This window comes from Nostoc linckia z4 (assembly GCF_002608075.1).
Taxonomy (GTDB): domain Bacteria; phylum Cyanobacteriota; class Cyanobacteriia; order Cyanobacteriales; family Nostocaceae; genus Nostoc; species Nostoc linckia.
Window position 1 is genome coordinate 341,138 of record NZ_LAHA01000001.1, and the last position, 24,731, is coordinate 365,868.

At 36.6% G+C, this 24,731-nt stretch carries 20 protein-coding genes; 5 read left to right on the top strand and 15 right to left on the bottom strand.

The annotated features are described in order from the left end of the window. Positions 1-412: 412 nt before the first annotated feature. On the bottom strand, positions 413-838 hold the full coding sequence (locus tag VF06_RS01555) for a protein tyrosine phosphatase family protein (protein ID WP_099071918.1): 426 nt from the start codon (positions 836-838) through the stop codon (positions 413-415). A gap of 141 nt (positions 839-979) precedes the next feature. On the opposite strand from VF06_RS01555, the gene VF06_RS01560 reads away from it, so the two are divergent. Continuing rightward, complete coding sequence (locus VF06_RS01560) at positions 980-2,167, top strand: chromate transporter (RefSeq protein ID WP_218963843.1); 1,188 nt, start codon at positions 980-982, stop codon at positions 2,165-2,167. Here VF06_RS01560 and VF06_RS40160 read toward each other — a convergent pair. The 7 genes from VF06_RS40160 to VF06_RS01595 all read right to left on the bottom strand — a co-directional run bounded on the left by VF06_RS40160 (position 2,162) and on the right by VF06_RS01595 (position 8,759). Beyond that, positions 2,162-2,359, bottom strand: a complete 198-nt coding sequence (locus VF06_RS40160) for a hypothetical protein (RefSeq protein WP_180267281.1) — start codon at positions 2,357-2,359, stop codon at positions 2,162-2,164. The genes VF06_RS01560 and VF06_RS40160 overlap by 6 nt on opposite strands. Positions 2,360-2,381: 22 nt before the next feature. Further along, on the bottom strand, positions 2,382-3,503 hold the full coding sequence (locus VF06_RS01570; RefSeq protein ID WP_099073417.1) for a sensor histidine kinase: 1,122 nt from the start codon (positions 3,501-3,503) through the stop codon (positions 2,382-2,384). Positions 3,504-3,530: 27 nt separating this feature from the next. Further along, positions 3,531-3,920: a hypothetical protein gene (locus tag VF06_RS01575; protein WP_099070232.1), complete on the bottom strand. Its 390-nt coding sequence runs from the start codon at positions 3,918-3,920 to the stop codon at positions 3,531-3,533. Further along, positions 3,921-4,397, bottom strand: a complete 477-nt coding sequence (locus VF06_RS01580; protein WP_244918061.1) for a Rab family GTPase — start codon at positions 4,395-4,397, stop codon at positions 3,921-3,923. It lies immediately after the preceding gene. A gap of 42 nt (positions 4,398-4,439) precedes the next feature. After that, positions 4,440-6,227, bottom strand: coding sequence for an OmpA family protein (locus VF06_RS01585; RefSeq protein ID WP_099070230.1), 1,788 nt, complete (start codon positions 6,225-6,227; stop codon positions 4,440-4,442). 107 nt (positions 6,228-6,334) lie between these two features. After that, a complete protein-coding gene (locus VF06_RS01590; RefSeq protein ID WP_099070229.1) occupies positions 6,335-6,940 on the bottom strand; it encodes a DcrB/PsbP domain-containing protein in 606 nt (201 codons plus the stop codon). 175 nt (positions 6,941-7,115) lie between these two features. Then, positions 7,116-8,759: a DUF4091 domain-containing protein gene (locus VF06_RS01595; protein WP_099070228.1), complete on the bottom strand. Its 1,644-nt coding sequence runs from the start codon at positions 8,757-8,759 to the stop codon at positions 7,116-7,118. 65 nt (positions 8,760-8,824) lie between these two features. Between VF06_RS01595 and VF06_RS41920 the strand changes: the two genes are divergently transcribed. The 4 genes from VF06_RS41920 to VF06_RS01615 all read left to right on the top strand — a co-directional run bounded on the left by VF06_RS41920 (position 8,825) and on the right by VF06_RS01615 (position 15,930). Further along, positions 8,825-9,085, top strand: coding sequence for a hypothetical protein (locus tag VF06_RS41920; RefSeq protein ID WP_099070227.1), 261 nt, complete (start codon positions 8,825-8,827; stop codon positions 9,083-9,085). 1,028 nt (positions 9,086-10,113) lie between these two features. After that, positions 10,114-11,901 (top strand): calcium-binding protein, encoded by a 1,788-nt coding sequence (locus VF06_RS01605; protein ID WP_099070226.1) that lies wholly within the window; start codon positions 10,114-10,116, stop codon positions 11,899-11,901. 1,137 nt (positions 11,902-13,038) lie between these two features. Beyond that, on the top strand, positions 13,039-14,388 hold the full coding sequence (locus VF06_RS01610) for a pre-peptidase C-terminal domain-containing protein (RefSeq protein ID WP_099070225.1): 1,350 nt from the start codon (positions 13,039-13,041) through the stop codon (positions 14,386-14,388). 111 nt (positions 14,389-14,499) lie between these two features. Further along, entirely contained in the window at positions 14,500-15,930 is a 1,431-nt protein-coding gene (locus VF06_RS01615; protein WP_180267282.1) for a PQQ-dependent sugar dehydrogenase, read from the top strand. Between the two features lie 264 nt (positions 15,931-16,194). On the opposite strand, the gene VF06_RS01620 is transcribed toward VF06_RS01615, so the two are convergent. The 7 genes from VF06_RS01620 to VF06_RS01650 all read right to left on the bottom strand — a co-directional run bounded on the left by VF06_RS01620 (position 16,195) and on the right by VF06_RS01650 (position 24,654). Then, positions 16,195-17,358 (bottom strand): glycosyltransferase family 4 protein, encoded by a 1,164-nt coding sequence (locus VF06_RS01620; RefSeq protein WP_099070223.1) that lies wholly within the window; start codon positions 17,356-17,358, stop codon positions 16,195-16,197. Beyond that, complete coding sequence (locus tag VF06_RS01625) at positions 17,355-18,575, bottom strand: O-antigen ligase family protein (protein WP_099070222.1); 1,221 nt, start codon at positions 18,573-18,575, stop codon at positions 17,355-17,357. Before VF06_RS01625 ends, VF06_RS01620 begins: the two co-directional genes overlap by 4 nt. Continuing rightward, the gene (locus VF06_RS01630; RefSeq protein ID WP_099070221.1) at positions 18,559-19,704 is read right to left on the bottom strand and encodes a glycosyltransferase; all 1,146 of its coding nucleotides are present in this window, start codon (positions 19,702-19,704) and stop codon (positions 18,559-18,561) included. The genes VF06_RS01625 and VF06_RS01630 overlap by 17 nt, the downstream gene beginning before the upstream one ends. After that, positions 19,705-21,033 carry a phenylacetate--CoA ligase family protein gene (locus VF06_RS01635; protein ID WP_099070220.1) on the bottom strand — a complete coding sequence of 443 codons (1,329 nt, stop codon included), beginning with the start codon at positions 21,031-21,033 and terminating at the stop codon, positions 19,705-19,707. 180 nt (positions 21,034-21,213) lie between these two features. Continuing rightward, positions 21,214-22,359 (bottom strand): glycosyltransferase family 4 protein, encoded by a 1,146-nt coding sequence (locus VF06_RS01640; RefSeq protein ID WP_099070219.1) that lies wholly within the window; start codon positions 22,357-22,359, stop codon positions 21,214-21,216. Positions 22,360-22,413: 54 nt separating this feature from the next. After that, the gene (gene murJ / locus VF06_RS01645; protein WP_099070218.1) at positions 22,414-23,775 is read right to left on the bottom strand and encodes a murein biosynthesis integral membrane protein MurJ; all 1,362 of its coding nucleotides are present in this window, start codon (positions 23,773-23,775) and stop codon (positions 22,414-22,416) included. A 3-nt stretch (positions 23,776-23,778) separates the two neighbouring features. Beyond that, positions 23,779-24,654 carry a GNAT family N-acetyltransferase gene (locus VF06_RS01650; RefSeq protein ID WP_180267698.1) on the bottom strand — a complete coding sequence of 292 codons (876 nt, stop codon included), beginning with the start codon at positions 24,652-24,654 and terminating at the stop codon, positions 23,779-23,781. Positions 24,655-24,731: the final 77 nt, after the last annotated feature.

The window sequence follows — 24,731 nt, forward strand, 5'->3', positions numbered from 1 at the left end:
TTAGAGGTGTTGTAACTGACAGTTAATATGTGTATTAGCTATTGTTGTTTTTTGATTTCTATTTCATTTTTGTAGCACTGTTTTGTTGTCTGAGTTATGCCAAATTGGCGGAGCTTATACAAATAAAAAGACATAACCACACTTACGGAAGCGTCTACAAGTAGTTATTCTGATATGGAACTTCTATTTGATTTTTGAAAAAATTCTGTATAAATAAATAAATACAAAAGATTGATTTCCTACTTCCTACTCGCCATTACCTACCGAGAGGAAATAATTTCATCAACGTGTGGGAGATGAGGCAGGTGGGGCAGGGGGCAGGGGAGATGAGGGGAGGGGACAAGGAGAATAACTCTTAATCCCTCAGTCAACAGTCACCAGTCAACAGTCAACAGTCAACACTCCCCACACCCTACTCAAGATTTTCTAAAAACTGTTTGAGATGAACTTGTTCTGGATTGATGTCAAGTTCTTTTGCTTTTGCTAAAACTTGTTGGCGGTTGAGTTGATGTTGGGTTGCAAAGGCTATGAGGGCAAGGGCGCTGGCTCGTCCACCTGCACCACAATGAAAATATACCGGAGTAGGCAATTGCTGTAGTTCTGAGAGAACTTTGGCTGTGGAGTTATCGTTTGTTTGGCTTGGTTTGAGTGGAACGTTGACATATTCAAGCCCTACGGCTTGAGCCTGTTGCTGTTCGTCTGCTAATGTTCCAACTTCATCAAGCGAACGCAAATTAACCACGGACTTATACCCCTCGTCCGCAAGCTGTTTTAGTGTCTCTGGGGTTGGCTGTCCACCTGCGGAATACTCATCACTGACTTTTTTAATATCACTCATGTATACTCCATAATATCGATTGGTTTACCGTATTTACTAGTCAAGGGCATGGTAGCATGAATTCACTTTCGATATATAGATTTACGATATCGAATTCCGATATATTAATGCTATCAACATCATTAAATCAGGAAAATCACAGTGACTCAGGAAGCTGAGGATATCCAGAAATCCGATAATACCCTGACTCCCAGACAGCAGAAGCAGCGATTAACGGAACTGGCAATGGTATTTTTGCGATTGGGGACGATCGCCTTTGGTGGCCCTGCTGCCCATATTGCCATGATGGACAATGAGGTGGTGAATCGCCGTCAGTGGATGAGCCGGGAGAAATTGCTAGATTTACTGGGGATTACGAATTTGATTCCAGGCCCCAACTCAACGGAATTAGCAATTCACATTGGCTACGAACGAGCCGGATGGCGTGGTTTACTGGTTGCGGGCACTTGTTTTATTTTCCCTGCAATGCTCATCGTATGGATATTAGCTGTCATCTATGCTCGCTATCAAACTATTCCCCAAGTGGAATGGTTGCTCTATGGAATCAAACCTGTAATTATTGCCGTGGTGCTTCAGGCTGTATGGAATCTGGGTAAAAAGGCAGCCAAAGATTTACCGACAATTATTGCAGGGTTAGCGGCGATTACCGCCTATTTTGCTCAATTAAATGAAATTTTGGTGCTGATTTTGCTAGGTGCGGCAGTGATGCTACTGAAGAATTGGCAAAATAGAGGAAATATAAAAGCAGCATTCCTATTGCCATTTTCAGGTATTTTTGCTCAGGTTGGTAGTACAACAGCAGTCACATCAGTTAGTTGGATGAATGTGTTTGTCTTCTTTCTGAAAATTGGCTGCGTTCTTTACGGCAGTGGTTACGTATTGCTGGCATTTCTGCAACGGGAATTAGTTGAGCGTAACCAGTGGCTTACGTCCCAACAGCTTTTAGATGCCGTGGCCATCGGGCAATTTACACCGGGCCCCGTTTTTACTACCGCCACATTTATTGGCTATTTATTAGCGGGAAATGCGGGGGCGATCGCTGGTACCATTGGTATTTTTTTACCAGCTTTTATCCTTGTGTGGATAATTAATCCTTGGGTTTCTAAGTTACGTCAATCTCCTTGGGCAAGTGGATTTTTAGATGGCGTGAATGCGGCTTCTTTGGGTTTAATGGCAGGAGTTACCTACACATTAGGACGAGCCGCACTCATTGATTGGTTAACAATTACTCTGGCAATTGTGAGTGCGATCGCTGTGTTTCGATTCAAAATCAACTCTGCTTGGTTAGTGTTAGCAGGGGGAGCGATCGGGTTTGTTTCGCGCTTATAGTGTTGGGCATTGGGCATGGGGCATTGGGCATTGGGCATTGGGCATTGGGCATTGGGCATGGGGCATGGGGCATTGGGGATGGGAAGAGGACAAGGTAGACAAGGTAGACAAGGTAGCAATCTTTCTCTCCGAAGTTCTGATGGTCGGAAACCTCCGCTCAGACTTCTCTCCTTGTCTCCCCCCTCTCCCCATCTCCCCCCTCTCCCCATCTCCTTCATCTCCCCATCGCCCTCCTTCGCAAGCGGAACCAAAATCTAGAACCACCTCCGGGGCGGGGTAAATAACCAATACTGCCTCCCCAGCGTTCTAGTGTGATTCTACAAAAATAAAGACCTAAGCCGGCTCTGCCTGATTTATCTTTGCCTTGGGAGAATTTTTGAAATAAATGTTTTACCATTTCTGGTGGTACGCCAGAGCCGCGATCGTCTATGTTAACTAAAACATATTCTCCATCTAACTGGAGACTAATAGTTACTATAGAATCTTGAATGCTATAACGATAAGCATTCTCTAATAAATTAGAAATTACTCTATCTAAACGAGATTTTTCTCCTAGCACTCTCCAGTCTATTGTTGTGTCAATTTCGTTATCAAGCTCTAATTGGATATTTTTCTGAGAAAAAGTTGGCTTGAGAAACTCAATTACTTCTTCTAGAGAATTTAAAAGATTAGGTAATTCTTCAATATAAAAATTAGAGTTTTCTAATGAAATTATTTCAGTAGAAAAAATATCTAAAATATCTTGAATTAGACTTTGTTGTTTCAAACATTGCTGTCTACCTACTTCTAAATATTCTTTTCCTTTAAGTGTTAAATTTTCATATTCTAGTAATGATAAACAACCATTTATCGCACTTAATTGTCCTGCAATATCATGCATGATACAATGAAGTAATATATCTTTTTTTTGATTATCTTTGAGTAATTGATAATAAATTAATTCATATTCTCTACCTTTTTGGATAAGATATTGCTTATCTTGATAAGTCTCTTCTAAAAGCTCTATTAATAAAATTCTTTTATGATTGACAAAAAGTGCATAGGCTTCAAATTGATATTCTTGTCCATTTGTATCTACTTCAGTCCATAAACCCGAACTGATTTTTTTACTGCTATCGTTCAGCCAAAATTCTTCAGCATCAATTAAAAAGTTTTTTAAAAAACAAAATTTTTCTTCTGGTACTGATATATTCATCCCTGAGGTTAATTTCTGATGATAAAATTGATTTAACCAATCAGGTATATTACCAATAATTTTAAATAAACCTGGATTAATATACTCTAGAGTTAGAATCTTTAAAGCAGCCAGGACACCATTTGTAATAGATGTATTCATGGTTTAAATTTTGAATGATTAATATAATTATTTATTTAATTTTTCTTGCAAAAGATTATACTCATTGCCTTTTTGTTGAGTAGCGAAAAGTTGATTTTCATCACAGCTACTATCTAACAATAATATCCAATCGCCTTCTTGTGTAGAAAACATATGAACATCTGCACAACTCCCATACTCTGTTTTGAGAAACGGTAAAAATAAAGAAGTTTCATTCAGTGGTAGTAAACCCTCTAGAAAATAAACTTGCTCTGTGATATTTTCTCCTTTAGTGAGGTTAATAATGCCATATTTTGCTAACTTGCCTCCCCAATCCAATAGGCTACCATCTTTGTTCACCAACAGATACGCCAGGGAACGCTCTGCTGTGAAAAAATTGAGAAGATAGGTAATTACAGGATTAGGGACATCTAGCATTTAGCAATCCAAGATTTTTCTAGCAAGAGTTTGAAAAACTTCTTCTACACCTAGTCCATTTTTAGCACTGGTTTTAATCACAGTCCAACCCTTTTCTATCACTCGATCTAGTTCAATAGGTTCAATTTCCCATTCATCTGTAATATCGTACTTGTTCATCACCAAAATAAATGGAACTTTACCAATGGCATCTTCCACTCTTGTTTGGAGATGGAAAGCTATTTCTAGAGTATTACGCCTCGTCCCATCAACCACTAATAAATAACCAGCACAACCGCGTAAGTAGGACATTCGTACTTTTTGAAATTCATCTTCTCCGTAGAGATCCCAAAGAATCAGATTGATCTTATTTTCTTCAATATTTATGGTTTTTTTGTCAATTTTTACACCTACAGTAGTATGGTATTTATCAGAAAAAATACTGTGAACGAACTGAGATACTAAACTAGTTTTACCTGTAGCAAATGCACCTATCATACAAATTTTTTTCTGAATAACCATAAATAAATTTATATACTTTTAATTCGATTGTTTAGCTAGAAATACTTTAAAAGATACTCGACGGCTATTAACATTTTGAGATTCTGGTTTGATTTTTAGCTCCAAAGGTTGCTGAGAAGCAACACCTATGGCTTGAAGTTGTTTTGTATTGATTCCTTGGGATTTCAAATAAGATAAAATTTTCTCAGCACGAGCTTGACTGAGGAGCATATTGGTTTGTTCTGTTCCTGTATTATTTGTATGTCCAATAATCTGAATTTGCACGTTTTTATCTAAATATTGAGCAATATTCAAAAAATTACGTATTGAGAGAGTTAAATTTAGTAACTTAGTAGTTTCACCAGAGCTAAGTTCAGCTGAACCTTCTACAAAAAAGAATATTTTTTCTTCTATTTGTTTTTTAAATTCCTCCAATTGGCTAAGTTCTATTGCTACTAAATTTTTCTCTTGAAATTGAGTGATGCCAGGAATAAAATGCCATAATTGACGCGCTTGTAAAATCCATTGCCGGGATGCATAACCTGTGGCGTTGATAATACCGCTTTTATCCACTTGTAGTGATACAGTTGGGGGTGGATTTAACAATTTTTGAACTCTTTTGGTAGTAAATTCTGCTTCCAAAGACAAGTAAGGTTGCCACTGACTAATTACTTTTTTGGGGTTGAGATTTGTTTGTTGTATGAGTGTATTGGGATCTACTGCTAGAGGGTCGTGCATTCCCCTGATAAAGTATTTGCCAAAACTTTGGTGGGAGCTAATTACAACAATTCCTGGCTGAGAGTTGAGTTTTTGCAGATAGGCTCGCCAACGGAGTTGTTCTCTAATAGTAAAAAAGCCCCAAGTTCCAAAAGCGATCGCCATTACACCTAAAAGAATCCAAGCATAGGTATAATTTTTTTTAGTAGCAGATTTATACTTAACTACTAAGCAATCTTCTAAATCGAGCTTACTAACATCGAATATTTCTGTATCTCCCGCAAAATCTTTAATTTCTTGACTAAACTTTAGGTGAATTTTTTCAATTGCTTCTTGTAAAACTAACCTAAATTCTTGGGGAGGATTTCCCCGAATTATAGCTGCTATTAATGCTTGCGGCCCCTCTTCAATCCAAATTATGACTTCTCCAAAACGTAAACTTTTTATTCCATCTCCTTTTTGGACATTGAAGGAATCTTTGATAAAATCCTGGATAGCTGTCAACATGGCAGCTACTAAATCTGGATCTTGAATCGGAACGTGCTTTGTTACTAAATGTTGCAGTAATAATCCAGATTCTTTATGAATCAGAAATATTTGTTCTACTCGGTAAACTAACGTCCGTAGCAGCACAATTTCTGCAAATGATTTCCCTGTGCGTTGTGCTTCCCATCTCCACTGAAAACTTTGTGGAGATAAGCTATGTTCTAAGGTTTGATTCAAAGATTGAATCATTTCTTCCAAAGCTGTAGAAATCGCCTTTCGAGTGGCTGGGCCAATGATTGGAAATAATGCATCTGCAAGCACATTATGGTCTTGTTTTACAGAAACTTCAATGGCTTCTTCAACAGTAGATACCATTACTTCCCCTAGTTGTTTATCTTGCTTTGCGCGTAGAATCACAGCTTCTGGAAGCATTTTGCTAATATCTTCTGGTTGAATTTCAGGGTTTTCTAGTCGCTGATAAAGTCTTTCAAGTTTCGTCGGCTCGATATCTAGCAGCAAACTACGAAGTGTAGTTAATTCATCCTTAATTTCAGAGGCTTGGCTTTTACTTGTCAAACCACCAGGAGATACTTTTGGTATTTGATTTATCGAAGAGTCACTCATTACCAAAATCCCCCAATCCCCAATTATTATGACGTAACATTTTGTTGTTAATAGGAGAACTGTGCTGATAGTCAAACAATCAACTTTGCGCTTTCTATTTTTGGAATTTAAGATTTGTTGTCTGCTTTCAAATGGACAACTAATTCTGTAAACATAGCGGCTAGATGCGAACGGTCTGTTTTGTCTCTACGAAGATGTTGTACTTCCCGTTCTAATAAAGCTAAAATTTCCTGAGATTTTTTTTGAATATCATCTTGTAAACTTTTAGATTGGTTGAAAATATGCTCGTGTAACTCTCGTTGATTCTTAGTACTTTGTTCGTCAAATTGAGTCAACTTATGTTCTAAAGCTATATTTATATTTTTATTTTCTTCAGCAACGCTTTTCAATTGAATATCGCGTTCTTTTTGTTCGTTGTGGAGACGCTGTGTTAAAGAATCAACTTCTTGTTTGACATAATTTTCTAAAGCATCTAAACGTTTTTTATTTTCATCCCGCACATTATTGAATTCTTGTAGTAGGCGTTCTTCTAGACGGGTAAATCTTTTTTCAATATCTCGAATTTGATTGCCAATCAGAATTTCTCTAACTTTATCCAAACTCCTAGTTTCGCTAATACCATTGCTAAATTGCAACTCGTTATTTGCTGGATTAACTTCTTCTTGTTCTACTTTAAATGAATTATGATTGATGTATTCTTCTGGTGGATTCATATTTTTAATTCCTGTTGAAAAAAATACGGCTGTGGTTGTTAATTGTCATACTATATTTATAGTGTAGACAATAACTAAGTATAAAGGATATTTATACATGAAAAAAATATATCCACTTGGATATATTAAAAAATATCTAAATTTTAGTCAAAGTAATTATGAATTTCTCAAGATCTTATTGAGAAGAAAGTCTATGTATTTCCTCGCCCAACTGTCGCCGGACTGATTCCAGCTTAGTTGTATCCCGTGTCCAGTGCTTCCAGTCAAGTCCTACAGTCCGAACTAATGAAAGCGCCCACTGTTGGCGATCGCGATTTTTAAGTATTTCCAGATACTCGTAATCTTCTACGCCTTCTCTAAGCCACTTCAGCCTCATGGAAGGAACAACTCCTTTGATACCTACTTGTTTCCCTGGATAAAACAACATTCCTTCACCAGGAAAATAGTGTTTGTATTTCTTCTGGAAGTATGTTTGAACGTCTTTCCAAGGATCTTTTGTCCATAGGTCAACTCGCCAGTATAAAATCCCTGTTAATCCAAGGCTTTGGCTAATAAAACCCGGATGAATTCGGTAGTTTATTGGTTCAAAATCTATCTGCCATTTGGGAGAGTATCCGTCTTGTACTAAAGCATTGTAAGACCAAACTTTATCTCCTTTTTGTAAAACTTCAGTAATTCGCTCAGCAGCTTCATCATAGACTTCTGGCAATACTATCCATATATCTACAGCTGTACGTCCAGTTCCAGAACCATCATCATAAAGTGCAGGTGTGGGAGTCATTGCTAAAGCAGTTGCAACTCCAGCTTGATGAAAATTTCGCGCCCATTCCTTTACTGGTTCAATTAAATTTGAGCAGTTATCAATTTCATCAGCATATCTAGCATAGAGAAATAAACCTGATTGATGTTTAGCAGCAGTGGTTTTAATCTTTTGAAGAGGAGGTGCTGGAGCCATTTTGCAAGTACTGACATTAGCCCCACTCCAAAAAGGAAGACTCCGGGAACGCAGTCCCCATTGCTTGATTAACTCTGGTTCGTATGCTGGATTAAAATGAGCATCTGGCATTAATTTATGTTTGAGAAGTTCGATCATTTCGCTTTTATCTTCATGTTCATAAAATGTGAACTCAGAATTCAGCGATGGTTTGATGGGTAGCTCAAAATTCCAAACTTTCAAGTGAATTTTACCTGCCATCTTTCCTTGGTCGCTACTAACAGTAAAAGTACCTTCATAGTTTCCAGCTTGAGTGTTGCGCGGGACAAAAATGTCTACCCAAATCGGTTGGTTATATCCAGCTTTTAAGTTGAATGGAACAGCGTCTAATTCTGCACCTGTAATATCTTTTTTGTTTTCGGGATTAATAAATGGAATTAATCCATCAGCATACCATCCAGTACCTAAAGATGGATTGGTACTGCCTTTTTTGTTAGGACTGGCATGAGTAACGCGGACGTAATGTTCGCGGTAGAGTGTAATATTTGAGTTGGAAATTACTCGATTATTAACAGCAGACAAATCCGAAACCACGACATTTACATTTGTCAAACCATTATTGGGTGCGCGAATTCCTATTTGAAAAGGTTCGTATTCTCCCCGCGCCGCATACAAATCAATTTCGGTTTTAGCTCCTGCTGGGTCTTTTTGCTTGATTCTTTGCAGATTCGGAACTACCCAGACAACAAAGCGATCGCCTAAGGATGAGTTATTAGCTAATAACCCAATATTTAAACAAGCAAATAAAGTAAATACTGCCCCCAATATCCCGAAGATAAGTTTGAGTTTGTTGGCAAATCTGAGCTTTTTTTTAAAAAAAGACACTTCAAATTCTCCTGATGCAAATATTCTTGAAGAGAGAGATAAATTTTATACTTGGAGATTAGTAAATGCCTGAAATATTAATTTACCATTTCATAGTGTTTTCTCTAAGACTTGTGCAACCAAATAAAATCAAAAGTTTTAATTTCTTCAAAGCAGATGACAGAAAATTTAAAAATAAAATAAAAAGAATAGGACTTACGCAAAAACTTATGATTAGCTATAATTTTTGTATAAATACGCTTGTATTCGCTGTAAAACATCTAGACGTTTTCCAAGATGAGCGATCGCCAATTTTCCAATTTGACATCACTATAAAGTTTATGTAAAGCTGCGAGGTTTCTTAACGCCAAAAATTTATAGATAATATATCAATTTAAGTTATGTATTTTTTGAATTTTTGCCTTTATTAAAAAAATATTTTATTTACATAAATAAAAATAATTTTTAACAAAATAAACAACAATTGAAATATAAATTAATAATCAAACTCTATTACGCTAAAAAAGCTGTTAAGGTTCACCAAAAAAATCAGTAGAGGCTGAAAAATATTTAATTTAAGTTAATTCACTATATTGCAATGTATTATTAATGATATTTTTCAACATTTTAAAGATTTGATAAAGAAGTTTAGTTAACCTATCGAACGTGATAAGTAAATACTTACAGCTTAACTCAAAAAAATTGACAAAAGAATCAAAATTATCGATCTAATTACCATTTGAATAATAAATGCTAAAGGTAACAGGGAGATTCCCACATTTATAATGTGGGATTTCAAAAATGGTGCTGTTTTTTACCCTTTGCGTTTGTTGAAGAAGAATTCAGAAGTCAGAATGGGCTAAACGCCCCGCTACCGCTAACAGGAGTCAGAATCAATTAGTGGCGGGTCTAAATCCCCCACTAATTGTTCGCGTAGCGTCTCTCCTTGGGAGAAGACCACTAAATCTTTGATTTAGTGGGGGTCTTAAAGCCGTTTATTCATCTACTAGTCGCACTCCAATTCAATTCTGAATTCTGGCGACTGACTCCTGAATTCTGTTTTGATAAAAACATCTTTTTTAAACTGCGGCTCTAGTTTTTTGTTCCCTGATGCCTACCTTGAAGGAATAATTTTTAGAGACATAAATTATCTAATTTTGTAGATTAGGCATGTTATTTGCCACTAATCAAAGGCAGGCTTTTCTGGCTTGCCAACAATAATTAGTTGGATATTTTTTGTTTAGAACTTTCTAAACAAACAATTTAATGTTTTCTAATTTAACACTTATACAAATGGTAAGCGATCGACATTGAACTGATGAATAGTTCTTTGATTGAGGCTGAACTTACATATCATAAATTCAGGAGAAATAACATGGCATCTATTTTCGGTACCACAAATCCTGACAGTCTGACTGGAACTTCGGGAAATGACACTATAGTTGGTTGGGCACTTGGTGGTAATGCCAATAGTACCTCTGGTAACGATACTTTAAATGGTGCAGCTGGTAACGATTCCCTTGCAGGTGGGACAGGGAACGACAGCTTAATTGGTGGAGATGGCAACGACACACTAGATGGCGGTACAGGAAACGATACCTTCAGAGGCGGCCAGGGTAGCGATAGCATTAATGGCGGAGATGGCCTCGATACCGCAGACTACAGTCAACTCAATCAAACCATTACCTTGTCAGGTGTCGGAACCATTCAAAAAGGGGCATTAGGGCAAGACCAACTTTTTAAAGTAGAAAAAGTTATTGCAAATGCTAGCGTTGCTAACAACACCATAGATGCATCTGCATCTTTGTCAGGAGTATTTATTAGCGTTAACCTGCAAGCCCAAACTATCTCTGCTAATAACGTTCCTGGTTTGGGAACAATATCATTTTCTGTAATCAACTTTGATAACATCATCGGCACAAATGCAAATGACATCATTATTGGTGACAACCAAAACAACCAATTATCAGGTAATGGTGGCAACGATAGTCTAAACGGTGGAAATGGCGATGACACACTTAATGGTGGTTTAGGTACTGACACATTGAATGGCGCAGCAGGCAATGACACCTATATCATTGACGGTGCTGTTGACACTATTGTTGAGGCTGCTAATTCCGGTACAGATGTCGTTCGGTCTTCTATTACCTACACACTCGCTGCTAATGTGGAAAATCTCAGGCAAACGGGAACTAGCGCCATCAACGGCACAGGTAACACTCTTAACAACTTCCTGTTTGGTAATAGTGCAAACAACACTCTTAATGGTAGAGCAGGTAATGACACCCTAGACGGTAATTTGGGCAATGACATCCTCAATGGTGAGGATGGCAATGATAGCCTACAAGGCGGGCCTGGTAATGACAGTATCAATGGAGGATCTGGAGACGACATCCTCATCGGTACTTTTCCTGGTAGCTTGCTTCCACCGGGATTAGGAGAACTTGATACCCTGACTGGTGGACTTGGGGTAGATAGATTTATCCTGGGAGACTCTTTAAATGTTTTCTACGACGATAACAACACTATCAATCCTGGTTTTAGTGACTTGGCTGTTATCACTGACTTCGACTCGAACCTAGATAGAATTGAACTCAAAGGAGCTGTACAGGACTACCTGCTGCAAGGTGTTGCAGGCAATACACGGATATTCTTAAACAAACCGGGAACAGAACCAGATGAGATTATAGGTATTGTGCAAGGAAGAACCAATCTCAGACTTGATAGTGACGACTTTCTTTTCTATGAGCAGGAAGATGCTGGGCAAGGTACAAACAATACACTAGCCACTGCTGAAGGATTAGGTTCCCTATCATCAGGATCGAATGTGAATATTTCAGCTCGCTTAGCAACAATTCAAGGGAGTAATCTTGATTTTGACTTTTTTAGATTTTCTTTAGCAAATGCAGGAACTGTCACTATTGAGACCCTGACATCAGGAGATACAGTTCTCGGACTGTTTAACAACGCTGGTAATGTACTGCAAGTCAATGATGATTCTGGCGCAAACTTACAATCGTTTATCAGTAGTTCTCTAAGTGCAGGTACGTACTCTATTGCAGTGAGTAAATTTAATTTCTTTCCTCAAGATGGTGGAACTTTCTTAGGAGGTGGCATATCTAATCCTGATTTTTCTTATACGCTCAAAGTTACTTTTGCTTAAAAACTTTTTTAACTTGGGAAACTACTAAGAATAAAAAATCAGTTTAGGGGACTTCTAAGTAAAAAAATATTCCATTACTATTGTTGACTGTTGACTGTTAACTGTGAATCTTCGATAGTGTACCCTATAACCGGAATAATTGATTTTTTGGAGTTCCCTAGAGTTACATCCGCCAGAAACTAAACTTCACTAAATCAATCAATGATTTGGTGAAGTTTTATTAGACTTCTAAGAGAAGTCGGGAAAAGGGGAAAGGGGAAAGGGAAAGGGGAAAGAAAAAACCTTTACCCTTTAACCTTTTCCCAAAACCAAATTCCGAGTTGAAAATGCACAAAGCGAGCAGTATTGAGATGTATCCCTTTTTCCACAAGAGTGCAAAAGTGCTTTTTGCACTCTTGTCTATTCTTTATTCACCAGCCAGTAATACTGCAATAGGTAACTGAATTGTCGATTAATAAAATTTCTGTAAAGTTTAGCTGCTATTATGTACAAAACTTTTATGAATCGATGTATCAATTTAACTTATCAATTTCTCAAAAAATTGCTTTAATGTAAAAGTATTTTTTGTGGTGGAAAATAATATTTTTTTTACAAAAAATCTGATATTGATACGTAACTTAACCAATACGATACTTTTATTGAAAAGCTATTAAAACTTTTACTAAAAAAATTAGTTTATTGAAAATAAATCTTAATGAAGATTTACATTTTTTGTGAATCTATTATAAATAATATCAATTGACATTTTGAAGATTTGTTAAAGCATTGTATGTATACTTTAACTCATGATAATTAATAATTACGGCATAAAAAAATTAGCAAACTAATCAATATAAATGATTTTTGGGACTAATTACTTACCATTTACGTAATCGGTTTAGGGAGTTATAAGAAATAAAATTATCTAGTCTGTTTGTATGGCGATCGCCCCGTTCACCTCTAAGGTTTTTAACCTAGTTACAATCAGCACTTGGATATTTTTGATTTGCTTTTTCCAAAACAGAAGATTACGCAAATAGCAAGTAATTTATATCTAACTGATAAAAAGTTCTTTGACTAATGCTGAACTTAAACAGTATTCAAAACCATTTTGCAAACAACCTCTTGGGCATTAGTTAAAACTTCAGGAGAAATAACATGGCAGTTATTTTTGGTACGACGGGTTCCGATCTTAGAAACGGAACTTCAGGAAATGACACGATATATGGTTGGGCTAATGGCGGTAATGCCAATAGTACATCCGCTAACGATACCTTAAATGGTGCGGCTGGTAACGATAATTTGTTTGGTGGGACGGGAAACGACAGTCTTATCGGTGGAGATGGTAATGATACCCTTGATGGCGGTAGCAGTACTGACACTTTAAACGGTGGATTAGGTAACGATACTTACATAATTACCGATGTTACTGATATTATTACTGAAGCTGCTAATTCCGGCACAGATAGCGTTAGGTCTTCTATTAGCTACACATTAATAGCGAATTTGGAGAATCTGACCCTGACGGGAACTAGTGGTATTAATGGTACAGGTAACACCCTGAGCAACTTCCTGTTTGGTAATAGTGCAAACAACACTCTTAATAGTAGGGCAGGCAATGATACCCTGGATGGTAATTTGGGCAATGACATCCTCAATGGTGAGGACGGTAATGATAGTCTACAGGGCGGGCCTGGTAATGACAGTATCAACGGAGGTTCTGGAAACGATGTGTTGATTGGTGTTTTTCCTGGAAGTCAGCTTCCACCAGGATCGGGGGAGATTGATATTCTCACTGGTGGAATTGGGGTAGATAGATTTGTTCTTGGGAATGCGACAAATGTTTTCTACGACGATAACAACACTAGCAACGCAGGTTTTGGAGATTTAGCCACCATTACTGATTTCAACTCTAGCGAAGATCGAATTGAACTCAAAGGATCTGTACAGAACTATCGCCTGCAAGTTGTTGGAACTAACACACAAATATTTTTAGACAAACCAGGAACAGAACCAGATGAGATTATAGGTATTGTCCAAGGAAGAACCAATCTTAGACTTGATAGTGATGACTTCCTTTTCTATGAACGAGAAAATCCTGGACAAGCTACAAACAATACACTAACCACTGCTGAAGGATTAGGTTCCCTATCATCAGGCTCAGATGTGAATATTTCAGGTGAATTAGTATCAGTTCAACCAGGAGATAATCCTGATTTTGACTTTTTTAGATTTTCCATCGCTAATTCATCAACTGTAACTATCAGAACAGTGACACTTGATGATACGATTCTCGGTCTATTTAATAATGCTGGAACTTTGCTGCAATTTAATGATGATAGTGGCAATGAATCAGACTTTGGATCGTTAATCACCGCTTCACTAGGTGCAGGGACATATTCTATTTCAGTAAGTAAATATGCTTTCTTTCCTCAAAATGGTGGAACTTTCTCTGGCGAAAGTGATACTTTTTCTGTTCCTTATACCTTAGAAGTTACTTTGGCATAGGTACGTAGAATTTTATTAATGATATAAGTCCCGACATTTAATTATGGGGATTATTAATTTTGAATTCGGAATTCGGAGCAAAGCGACGTGATTTGGTTTATGGAGAAAATCATGAATATAGCAAAGTGCAAATCTACTAATAAATTCACTATCAAAGGCTGGTTTTTTTGGTTTCAAACACTTTTATTGACAATATTGTTATTAAACTATGGAACTACTGTAGTTAATGCTGCACCTGAAGCTCTACGTTCTGATATTAAAATTCGCAATATTGTCAATACAAAATCGATTTCTCCCTCTGTTCGGATTGTCAAAGATCCACGGAACAATACCCTCTATTATCTCAAACGTAATGGGGAAATTTATCGAGTTAATTTAGCGTCATCTACTACTACACTTGTTTATAGCTTTAACGATCATAAAGTCAGTGAAACTCAAGGAATAGCCATTGGCCCTAACGGTACTATTTATTTAATTGGCAATGGAAACGTAGCCAATGACCAGACCAAAGCAATTATTGTTAAAGGTGTAATTAATTCAAATACAGGACAGCGTATTTGGTCTGTTTTGGCTAAAAGTGCAGCCTATCCTAAAAGTAAAACAGCCTATGACCATCGTTTCAATGGTGTAGTTGTTAGCTTAGATGGTAATTATATTTATATCAATAGCGGTTCTCGCACCGATCATGGTGAAGTTCAAACTGCTGGTGGTTTATATCCCAACACTCGTGAAGTCGGATTAACAGCCTGTATTATTCGTCTTCCTACTAATGGACAAAATTTATTTCTGGCAAATAATCGAGCAACTTTAAAAAGTGCTGGCTATATTTTTGCAGAAGGAATACGCAATACTTATGATATGGCTTTCGCACCTAATGGAGATTTATTTGGTGCAGAAAATGGGCCCGATCGCGATATGTCAGAAGAATTAAATTGGCTGCGTCAAGGTTTTCATTACGGCTTTCCCTGGCGCATTGGTGGAACAGACAATCCACAACAATACCCAAATTATAATCCTGCCAACGACCGTTTATTAAATCCCAAATTTGGCGCAGTGACAAAAGGCTATTATTATAACGATCCTACCTTTCCCCCTAAGCCTAATATCACCTTGACAGAACCAATTCCTAATTTTGGCCCGGATGCAGATAATTATCGCGATCCTCAAAATGGCCAAATCAAAGATGCTAGCTTTTTGGGACAAAGTTTGAGTACTTTTACAACACACCGTTCTCCTTTGGGTTTAGTTTTTGATACCCAAGGAGCAATGAGTCCAGAATTCAACAGAGATGGATTTGTATTAAGTTGGACTATAGGCGATCCCACTGGCGAAACAGTCGCAGGCCCTTTTAAAGATGCCAGTCAAGATCTGTTGCATTTAAATTTGACGAAAGTAGGAACTACCAATTACAAACTTGAAGCCAGACGTATTGTTCAAGGTTTCAGTAATCCCATTGATGCTGAAATTATTGGCAATAAAATCTATGTTTTGGAATACGGTGGAAATCAAGGGATTTGGGAAGTTACTATACCTGCTAAGTGAGGCAATTTTGGATTTTAGATTTTAAATTTTGGCTTAGAAATGTAATTCTAGTGGTCTATCGCATTAGTTATGAGAGATAAATAAGTTTGTAGTTAGGACTTTAGTCCTTGATTTTTAAGCACTGAAGTGCTTACTACAAACTCATCAAAATTAATGAAACAGACTACTAGTTACTGATAGTATTTAACTAAAATTTTGGTGATAATCTGAGGTACAGATAATTGTAGGATTGCATAGCTATGCGCCCCTACAGGTGTACTTTATTTAGTTGAAATACACTGTTTGGATTGTAGTGTTTTTTTCAGCAAATACATTGTCATATAATTTCTCATATTCAGCCACAATGGAGTCTAAAGAAAAACATTTTATGACTCTGGCGCGGGCTGCTTTTCCTAAGCTTTCTCTGCCTTCTTTTCCCATATTGATTAATTTTTCCCAAGCGTTTGCTAATGCTTGTGGATTTCTTGGAGAAACGACTTTTCCGGTATCATCGACAATCCAACCTGAGTCTCCCACATCTGTGACTACACAGGGAACACCACAAGACATAGCTTCGCCAATGACGTTGGAAAAACCTTCTCCAGATGAAGAGGAACAGGCGATATCTAAAGCAGCAGTTAAGCGGGGTACGTCATGACGTTCACCTAATAGATGTATGTGCTTGACAAGCCCTAATTCATCAATTAATTCGGATAAAATTTGATTTTCCCAATCCACTTTATTGCCAATCAAAACAAATTGGACGTTGGTATACTTTTTCAGTAGTAATGCAGCAGCCTGAAGAAAATTAAAGTGGTCTTTTATGGGGTGATAACGACCAATTAAGCCAATCAATAAAGCATCTTCTGGAGTATTGAGTTCTGAACGAACGCTGAGACGATCTGCTGTTGATGGTGTGAATTTTTCTGTTTCAAAGCCGTTGGGAATTACACATGTTTTCTCAAGACAATAGCCAATTTTTTCATGTTGTTTAGCACTATTGTGAGAGTTATAAATAATTTTGGTCGGTAATTGAGAAAATTGGGCGCAGAGTTTAATAATAATATTTGTGCTTGGCTTTTCTAGTTCTAAAGAATGCAGTGAATGGCGTACATTCCAGAAAACAGGCACTTGTCTAAAGATGAAAAGTCTGACAAATTGTGCAGCCAAGTTTCCATGATACATCCAACCTTGAATTAAATCTGGTTGGAGTTGGCGTATTATCCTAATCATTCGCCAAATATTAATTAGTTTAACTGTTCCTGGTTGCATACCAATGGTGTAAACAGGAATGCCTAAATTGACAATGCGATCGCCCCATGTACCCCCATCCATTAAAGAAACAACAACCGGACTAAAACGTTGTTTATCCATCTTAGAAAGAAGTTTATAAAGCATGACTTCTGCACCGCCAGTGGAAAGTCCGGTAATGATATAAATGATTTTCATAATTGATATTCTAATTTTAATTTTTGGTCTAACTTACTTCCTTCAGTCATTCCAGCCATCAATGAAAACAAAATCAGAATATAACGTTCTTCTAAAACGTTATGGCTAAATAATCCCCAGAGAAGAATAAAAACAGCAAAAGCCAAACCTATATATTTAGTTTCTCCACGGGCGTGGCGTATCGCTCCATATACTAATACAGGTAGAATCAAAACACCGATGATTCCATGATCTGCCATATAATATAGGTAAATATTGTGCGTAGATATTTCCACATTCCACGTTAAAGTCGAGCCAATGCCATTACCGAAAAAAGGATGTTTCATAAACATCTGCCAAGCTAATTGAGCTACTTCTAAACGCGAATCTGCGGAATCTTCTGAATCAGAAGTTGAAATATTTTGAAACCATGCAATTCTTTCCAATGAGTTGGCATTCAAATCTAAATTTTGCAATAATTCTTGCCACCATTGGGAGCCTAAACTAATAATGAAAGTTCCTATGCCCAAAATCCAATAAAGTATTTTATTGAAATGCAGCACGCCGGCGACGGTAAAAATAATCACTGTAATTAACCAGCCAAGAATAGCACCCCGCGAAAACGTCAAGAAAACTCCAATACCCACAAGATAGACGAAAGGTAAACGATATATTGGCTGTAATATACTGACGCTAAAAATCATCCCCAGTATTAACGCACAGCCGTTACTGTTTGGGTTTAAGTAAAATCCAGTCACCCGGCCACCATTACCTAATGCATTAAAAGCAGCAGGGTTAAAAAACTCGTAAATGCTGTTAAATACAGTAATTAATACCGCTAAAAATATCGCCCATCGAGTCAAGTAATGGATTGTTGGATTTCGAGAAAAGATGAAAGCCATTGCAATGAGAAAAATCACTGCTAACAGTCGTTTTCTTAATTCTTCAAAAGCCAGTTCTCCAGAACCGGGAAATAGTACAAACCACAGTAATGAAACAAAAATAAAACCAAAACACCAAAGAATCACAGATGTGGGAATGCACTTATCTCGTGAAAAAATTAGGGGAATAGAAGCTACAGCAAAACCTAAAATCCAAAACAAAGGAGGTTGAGAAACAATACCTGATGTATATAAATAGGAGTTAATATCTGTAAAAAAGACGAAAACAGCAGCTATAGCTAAGGCACATTGATAATAAAAAAGTAAATCAAATTTGATATTAATTGATTGATTCATGGCACAATTTAAGTAAAGTAGCTTCTGTTTGCAAAACTAATTCAGCTACGGAAAAGTGGTTAATTATTCGCTGTCGGATTTTATGGCGATCGCCACCATCAATATTCAGTTTTTCGATTAATTTTTTAATTGCAATTTTCAAAGCTTCGGGATTTTTTGGAGGTACGACTACATCAGGATTGTCAACAATCAAAGCTGAATCACCCACATCTGTCACTACACAAGGAACACCGCAGGCCATTGCTTCTCCAATGACATTGGGAAATCCTTCTGTATAAGATGAAGAAACCACAATATCTAAGGCGTTGTAGATTGCAGGCATATCTGCACGCGCTTTTTCCCAAATAATTTTTTGTGCAATTCCTAGTTTTTCGGCTAATTGATGCAACTCTTGTGCATAGTTTTCGGAACCACCACCTACACAAACAAAATGCACATTTTTGCTATCTTCACACAATAATGCTGCTGCTTTGATAAATGTCGGATGATCTTTTCTAAAATCGAGTCTTCCCACTAAACCGATTAAAATTGTATCTTGGGAAATTTCCCACTGCCATCGCATTTTTGTCCTGGCTTCTAAATTATGCTGAAAAAGTTCGATATCAATACCATTAGAAATTACCATCATCTTCTGAGGCGGGAATCCATGACTGACATAGTATGTTTTTCCAGCATAAGAATTGACAATTATCAAGTCCGCAAATTTAGCTAAAATACACTCTAACCAAAAGATTAAGCGCCCTAACCAATCATAAAAATTAGAATCACTATAAGAATTACGTAATCCCCAAACCATACGGGTTGATGGTAAAAATAATTTTAAAAAGATAGTTAGTAAATTTGGCGTTCCACCATATCCATGTAATACATCAGGATGTATGTGTTGAAGATGCTGCACAAGACGCCAAAAGAAGCTAAATAAATGCCACCTTCCTTGTTTTTCTAAATAAATAATTGGGATATTGTTATCTTTTAAATCTCTATCTAAAGAGAAAGAACTACTAGTATAAAAGCATAATACTGTGACATCGAAACATTGTTTATCTAAAGCTTTTGCTAGTGTGACTAATTGTCTTTCTGCTCCTCCATAATTCAAATCTCTAATTAAAAACGCAATTTTCTTTTTCATTTAAATAACCTCAGAAATTGTGTAGCGGTATTTGCCAGAGTTACTGACGGGGATATGGTTGACAAATTCAAAATTAACTACACAATCTTTACCCATCATCAATTTGCACTTGCTGGCAATATCATCAAGTTCCTCTGTGAAATAATTAGAATTAGATTTAATGATTTTGATGGTGATTTCTAAGTAGCTTTTTTGAATGATTTGAAATTTTTGTACCCAATTTTTGAAGTAGAGAAGATGGGTAAAATACTCTCCATCAATTAAAGTTCCGTTTTCTGCTTTAAAAGTATCAACATTTCTACCGGAAACTTGTTGTAATATTTGTCCAGATTTATATTCAGGAGATAAAGTACCGCGATCGCCAATTTTATAACGAATCAATGGCATAGCAAAATTTGTCAGAGAAGTAATCAAAATATTACCTTCAACTCCCGGCGGCACAGGGTTATAATCATCATCTACAATCTCAATATAATTACCCCAAGGAGCTACCCATAATCCTTGCATTCCTGGTTTTTCACAAGCAACATCACTGACTTCTCTAGAACCATAACGATTAAATACTTTACACTGAAATACGGTTTCAATTTTTTGCCGCATCCAAGCATAAAGTGTCCCAGCAGAAGTTATAATTGCCTTTTGAGGAACAAGTTTAATGTTTTCATCTTCAGCAAATTTCGCTAATTCATAAATGGCTTGAGCGTAGGCAACAATTAATTTTGGTGGTTTGGTATTTAGCAATTTCAAAAAATCCCTCATTCTTTGAGGAGTCATCTGAAAGGCATTCATATATGTGGTATTTTTCCAGAAATTAAAAAAGGTCGCCTTCCATCCCATCGTGCCATCAAAAACGTCTTTTTCTGAACCCCAGAGACGTACTTCTGGTTCTCCTAATTCCCTACCTACTAAATAAGAAAAAAGTAAGCTAATGGCTGTAGATTTGTCATTATATTCAGCATCTTGAATTAAAATAATTGGTTCTCCTGTTGAACCACCTGATGTATTAAAATACCACTGACGTTGTGCTAAATCTGTAGATTTGAGTTCTTCAAAATTGGCGCGAATAATATCTTTGGAGAGGATTGGTAATTGCTTAAGATATAGTTCTGGCTTTTGGTAAATAATTTCCTCACTGGAAAGATTATTCATTAATTTTGCATAATATGGCACAGATTTTTGGCAGTGAAGTAAGAGTTTAGTGAGTAACTCTCTAGTGGTATCAATGGAAATATTCGATGAACTTTCTTTGACAAATTTATTATAGAATTGGGGAAAATTGTATTGCCGACAATAAGCATAACTGAAGTAAAGATATTTTCGGATATTCATTGTTAAATATTTGCTTATGAAGAAAGTAACCGCCAAGTATGCCACAAGCAAGAAATGTATTTTATTGTTGTATTTAATCAACCTCTTGTATCAATATTTTTTTGTCTCACGCATACCGCTAAAGGCACAACCAGAAGGTTAGACGCAAAGAATAAGGAGTTTTATAAGAGGTTTATTCATCTAAATTTTGTGTTGTTTGATTGTGAATTCTGAATTCTGATTTGTGAATTTTTTTTCAATAACTTGAATTAACGTTTCTTCCCACATTCCCATGATTTTTTTGATGCTAAATCGTTCGGTTACTTCTAGTGCGCGAACAGCTAAAGCATTGCGTTCTTGTTCGTGAAATATCAGCTTTTCTATTGCTGCGGCTAATGCTGAAATATCTTCATTGGGAACTAAAATCCCATCTATTCCATCACGAATAATTTCTCGCGGCCCGCTAGGACAATCTGTAGATATCACCGGTAAACCACATGCCATTGCTTCGCAAATAGCATTGGGAAAACCTTCAAATCGGGAAGACATAATAAAAATGTCTGCTTGCTGTAAAAAAGCATAAATATCATTTACCATCCCTGGAAAATAAACGCGATCGCTTAATCCCAATTGGTTACGCAATGATTCCAATTCTGGGCGTAGCTTTCCGTCTCCTAATATTGTCAATGTCCATTCTGGGTAATTATCTTTTAGTTTAGCAAAAGCTTTTAGTAATAAATCAAAGCCTTTTTCTGGTACAAAACGTCCCATAGCAATGAGCGATCGCTTGGTTGAAAATTTTTCGTCAGACTGCTTTTTTATTGGTGGTAATATCACCATATTAGGAATTATACAACTCTGATTTTGCAGTTTTACTGGAAAATAATCTCTTGCTCGCTGAGTTTGAAAAATAATTTTATCTGCAAATGCATAAGTCCATTGGCGTAATTGTTGCCAATTCCAACTTAAATAGCTTTTTTCTGGGTTGCTACGTTCAGAAATTATGACTGGAATCTTCAACCATCGCGTAGCTAGTAAAGTAATGATATTAATTCTAGACATGAAACTAATTACAACATCTGGATTGCTATTAATAATCGCATTTCGCAGGATGGAGATACGTTTTAAATTATTCACAATGCCAATGATTACATTGGGAGATTTCGCCGCTATATCTAAGGGAATATAAGTTATATCGGAATTTAAAGGAAAGTCCGGTATTTGATTGTTATCAAATGTTAGTAGAGTGATTTTCCATCCTTTAGCTGACCAATAATTTGCCATGATTGAGATAATACGTTCAGCACCGCCATAGGTCAGGGAATGAATAATTAATGTTATTTTCATGGTGTGGCAATATTGAAAATCATACAGGAGGCGCACAGAATAAGAATCCGCAAATTAAGTTGTTAGACTAGGACAGTTTTTCTTGAGATTTTTATCAGCAAAGTATGATAAAAACAAGAATGCTAATGCAGAAACCAAAGCTGTTGATAAAGCGATACCTGCAACACCAAAATAATGAAGGAATAAATAGTTGAAAACAATATTGTTGATGAGATTGTAGGCAGAAGCCCACATTAATATATGATTGGCTTGCATTGCAGAAATTAAGCGCACAACCAAAATTCCTGCTACGTGAAAAGGAATTTGCAATGCAAAGCAATTTTGAATTTGAGCAACTAAACGAGTATCATCAGCAGTAAATGAACCTCTTTGAAAGAGTATTCTGACTATAGTTTCAGAAAATACAAATAAGAATGCTGACAATAGAATAGTTGTGAGAAAAATGATTTGGATATATCGCCGAAGTGTGCGACGGGTTCCTATCCAATTGTTAGCAGCTATCATTTTAGAAAAGTAGGGAATCACAGCAGTACTCAATGCTGTAGTGGCTAGAGACATGGGAAATGCTATGACTTTGTTACCGTAGTTGAGTGCTGCTACACTACCAGGTAACAACATTGCTGCCATAGATTGATCGACTAAATTTGTACTACACATTAAAAGTCCGCCTGCAATCATGGGGAAATACTGGCTAACAACTTGACGCAGATTAGTATCAAATCCATACCATTTAGGAATCCATGAAATGCCTTGTCGGTGCAATGCTATTCCTAACAGAATTATTTCTAATATTGCACCGCAGACTAAGCCAGCAGCTAAAGCGAAAATCCCCCAGGATTTCAACGTTAAAAGTAATACGACGGTAACAGTTGGAGTAATAATTGGTGAGAATGCTGCTAAAGCAAAACGCTCTCCTGCATTTAACACAGCACCCCAGATAACAATTATGCCACTTAAGAAAATAAAAGGTGCGATCGCACAAAGCAAATGAAAAGTTAGCTCTAACTTTTGAGAACTAAATCCGGCTGCAATTCGTGGTAAATAAAAAGGTGCTAGGACTATCATCAATATCGTTGTTATTCCTAACAATCCCAAGCCACTGGTTGTAGCTCCACATAAAAGTTTTTGAGCAGCTTTTTTACCTTCCTGTTCTTGTACCTGCATATAAGTAGGTATGAGAGCAGTATTAAAAGAACCGGCGATGACATTAATAATAAAAGCAGGAATTAGCAAAGCAATAAAAAAAGCATCTATGTCATCGCCAGTACCAAACCTTTGAGCAACCACTAATTCTTTAGCAACAGCCGCCACTTTCACTAATGCTGTCAATAAACCAACTATCATCGCTGCACCAAAAATTTGGCGATTGATAGAGCCACTTGTGAGCTTTTTCCAGCGATTAACTAAGCTTTGCATTTCTTACTCTCTCTGTGCTTCTGGTATGGAAAACTCCAATTCGCTGCAAGCTTCGACTTGCGACTGCTTCGGTGTATGAGATAAAAAATAAGGTCTACGCAGTAAAGATAATTGAGGTAACCTCGTATATATATTCAGCAAATGTAAATATAATTTGCCCTTCAAAGTAATTCCATAAACACAGTTAAAATTCTTGACAACTTCTCCACCAAACTTTTCTTTAAATTGATTAATTCCTAATTTTTCTCGATCTGTATTTCCGGTATACCAACCACCAAAATCATAAGTTACAATCCCTAAATTCTTGAATCTCACAATGTCTTGCCAGTGATGGTAACGATTTGCTCGTCCTAAAATCGATTGATAAGTAGTATTATTGTTATTTTTTAAAGATGCGGAATGTAAAAGACGGACTCGATTTTGAGTCCGATAATAAACATGCCAGACTAAAGATTCGCCATCTTTTAATTTCACACGTGAAATATCAATTACACCAGCATCAGCACGATTTTGTAGTTGAATTCTATTAATTTTAGTCAGACCTTTTTGGTCAGCAAATGAATCATAGAAATCCGAAAATTCATTGAGAATATCAGAATCAATTTTCTCCCAATATTCGTAAATAACTTGGTCTTTTTGTTCTGCGCGTCTAATTTTATATCTATCATTACTACTGATAGTTTCCCAAAGTTCATCTTGATTTTTAGTTAAATCAATCAATCTTGTGTAAAATTCATCACACTGACCGCCTTTAATGGGGTGTAATAATTGCCTGTAATGCACCACATCGACATTGTTTAATACCTGTGGATTTTCATCAAACCAGACTTCTCCCACTGAAAAGATATACTTCTTTGTGACAATTAACATTTCTTTCATTCCTTGCTATTTTTTGCTAAATAAATTCATTGGTTTGGAAAAGTTCACAGCGCCAGAAGTCAGCGCTTTGACTTTTC

Coding starts and splice junctions, on each gene's coding strand:
- VF06_RS01630 (WP_099070221.1), bottom strand. CDS start 19,704: ATGAAAAAGAAAATTGCGTTTTTAATTAGAGATTTGAATTATGGAGGA.
- VF06_RS01555 (WP_099071918.1), bottom strand. CDS start 838: ATGAGTGATATTAAAAAAGTCAGTGATGAGTATTCCGCAGGTGGACAG.
- VF06_RS01635 (WP_099070220.1), bottom strand. CDS start 21,033: ATGAATATCCGAAAATATCTTTACTTCAGTTATGCTTATTGTCGGCAA.
- VF06_RS01650 (WP_180267698.1), bottom strand. CDS start 24,654: ATGAAAGAAATGTTAATTGTCACAAAGAAGTATATCTTTTCAGTGGGA.
- VF06_RS01590 (WP_099070229.1), bottom strand. CDS start 6,940: ATGAATCCACCAGAAGAATACATCAATCATAATTCATTTAAAGTAGAA.
- VF06_RS01585 (WP_099070230.1), bottom strand. CDS start 6,227: ATGAGTGACTCTTCGATAAATCAAATACCAAAAGTATCTCCTGGTGGT.
- VF06_RS01620 (WP_099070223.1), bottom strand. CDS start 17,358: ATGAAAATCATTTATATCATTACCGGACTTTCCACTGGCGGTGCAGAA.
- VF06_RS01580 (WP_244918061.1), bottom strand. CDS start 4,397: ATGATAGGTGCATTTGCTACAGGTAAAACTAGTTTAGTATCTCAGTTC.
- VF06_RS01615 (WP_180267282.1), top strand. CDS start 14,500: ATGAATATAGCAAAGTGCAAATCTACTAATAAATTCACTATCAAAGGC.
- VF06_RS01570 (WP_099073417.1), bottom strand. CDS start 3,503: ATGAATACATCTATTACAAATGGTGTCCTGGCTGCTTTAAAGATTCTA.
- VF06_RS01640 (WP_099070219.1), bottom strand. CDS start 22,359: ATGAAAATAACATTAATTATTCATTCCCTGACCTATGGCGGTGCTGAA.
- VF06_RS01610 (WP_099070225.1), top strand. CDS start 13,039: ATGGCAGTTATTTTTGGTACGACGGGTTCCGATCTTAGAAACGGAACT.
- VF06_RS41920 (WP_099070227.1), top strand. CDS start 8,825: ATGCCTGAAATATTAATTTACCATTTCATAGTGTTTTCTCTAAGACTT.
- VF06_RS01575 (WP_099070232.1), bottom strand. CDS start 3,920: ATGCTAGATGTCCCTAATCCTGTAATTACCTATCTTCTCAATTTTTTC.
- VF06_RS01625 (WP_099070222.1), bottom strand. CDS start 18,575: ATGAATCAATCAATTAATATCAAATTTGATTTACTTTTTTATTATCAA.
- murJ (WP_099070218.1), bottom strand. CDS start 23,775: ATGCAAAGCTTAGTTAATCGCTGGAAAAAGCTCACAAGTGGCTCTATC.
- VF06_RS01605 (WP_099070226.1), top strand. CDS start 10,114: ATGGCATCTATTTTCGGTACCACAAATCCTGACAGTCTGACTGGAACT.
- VF06_RS40160 (WP_180267281.1), bottom strand. CDS start 2,359: ATGGGGAGAGGGGGGAGACAAGGAGAGAAGTCTGAGCGGAGGTTTCCG.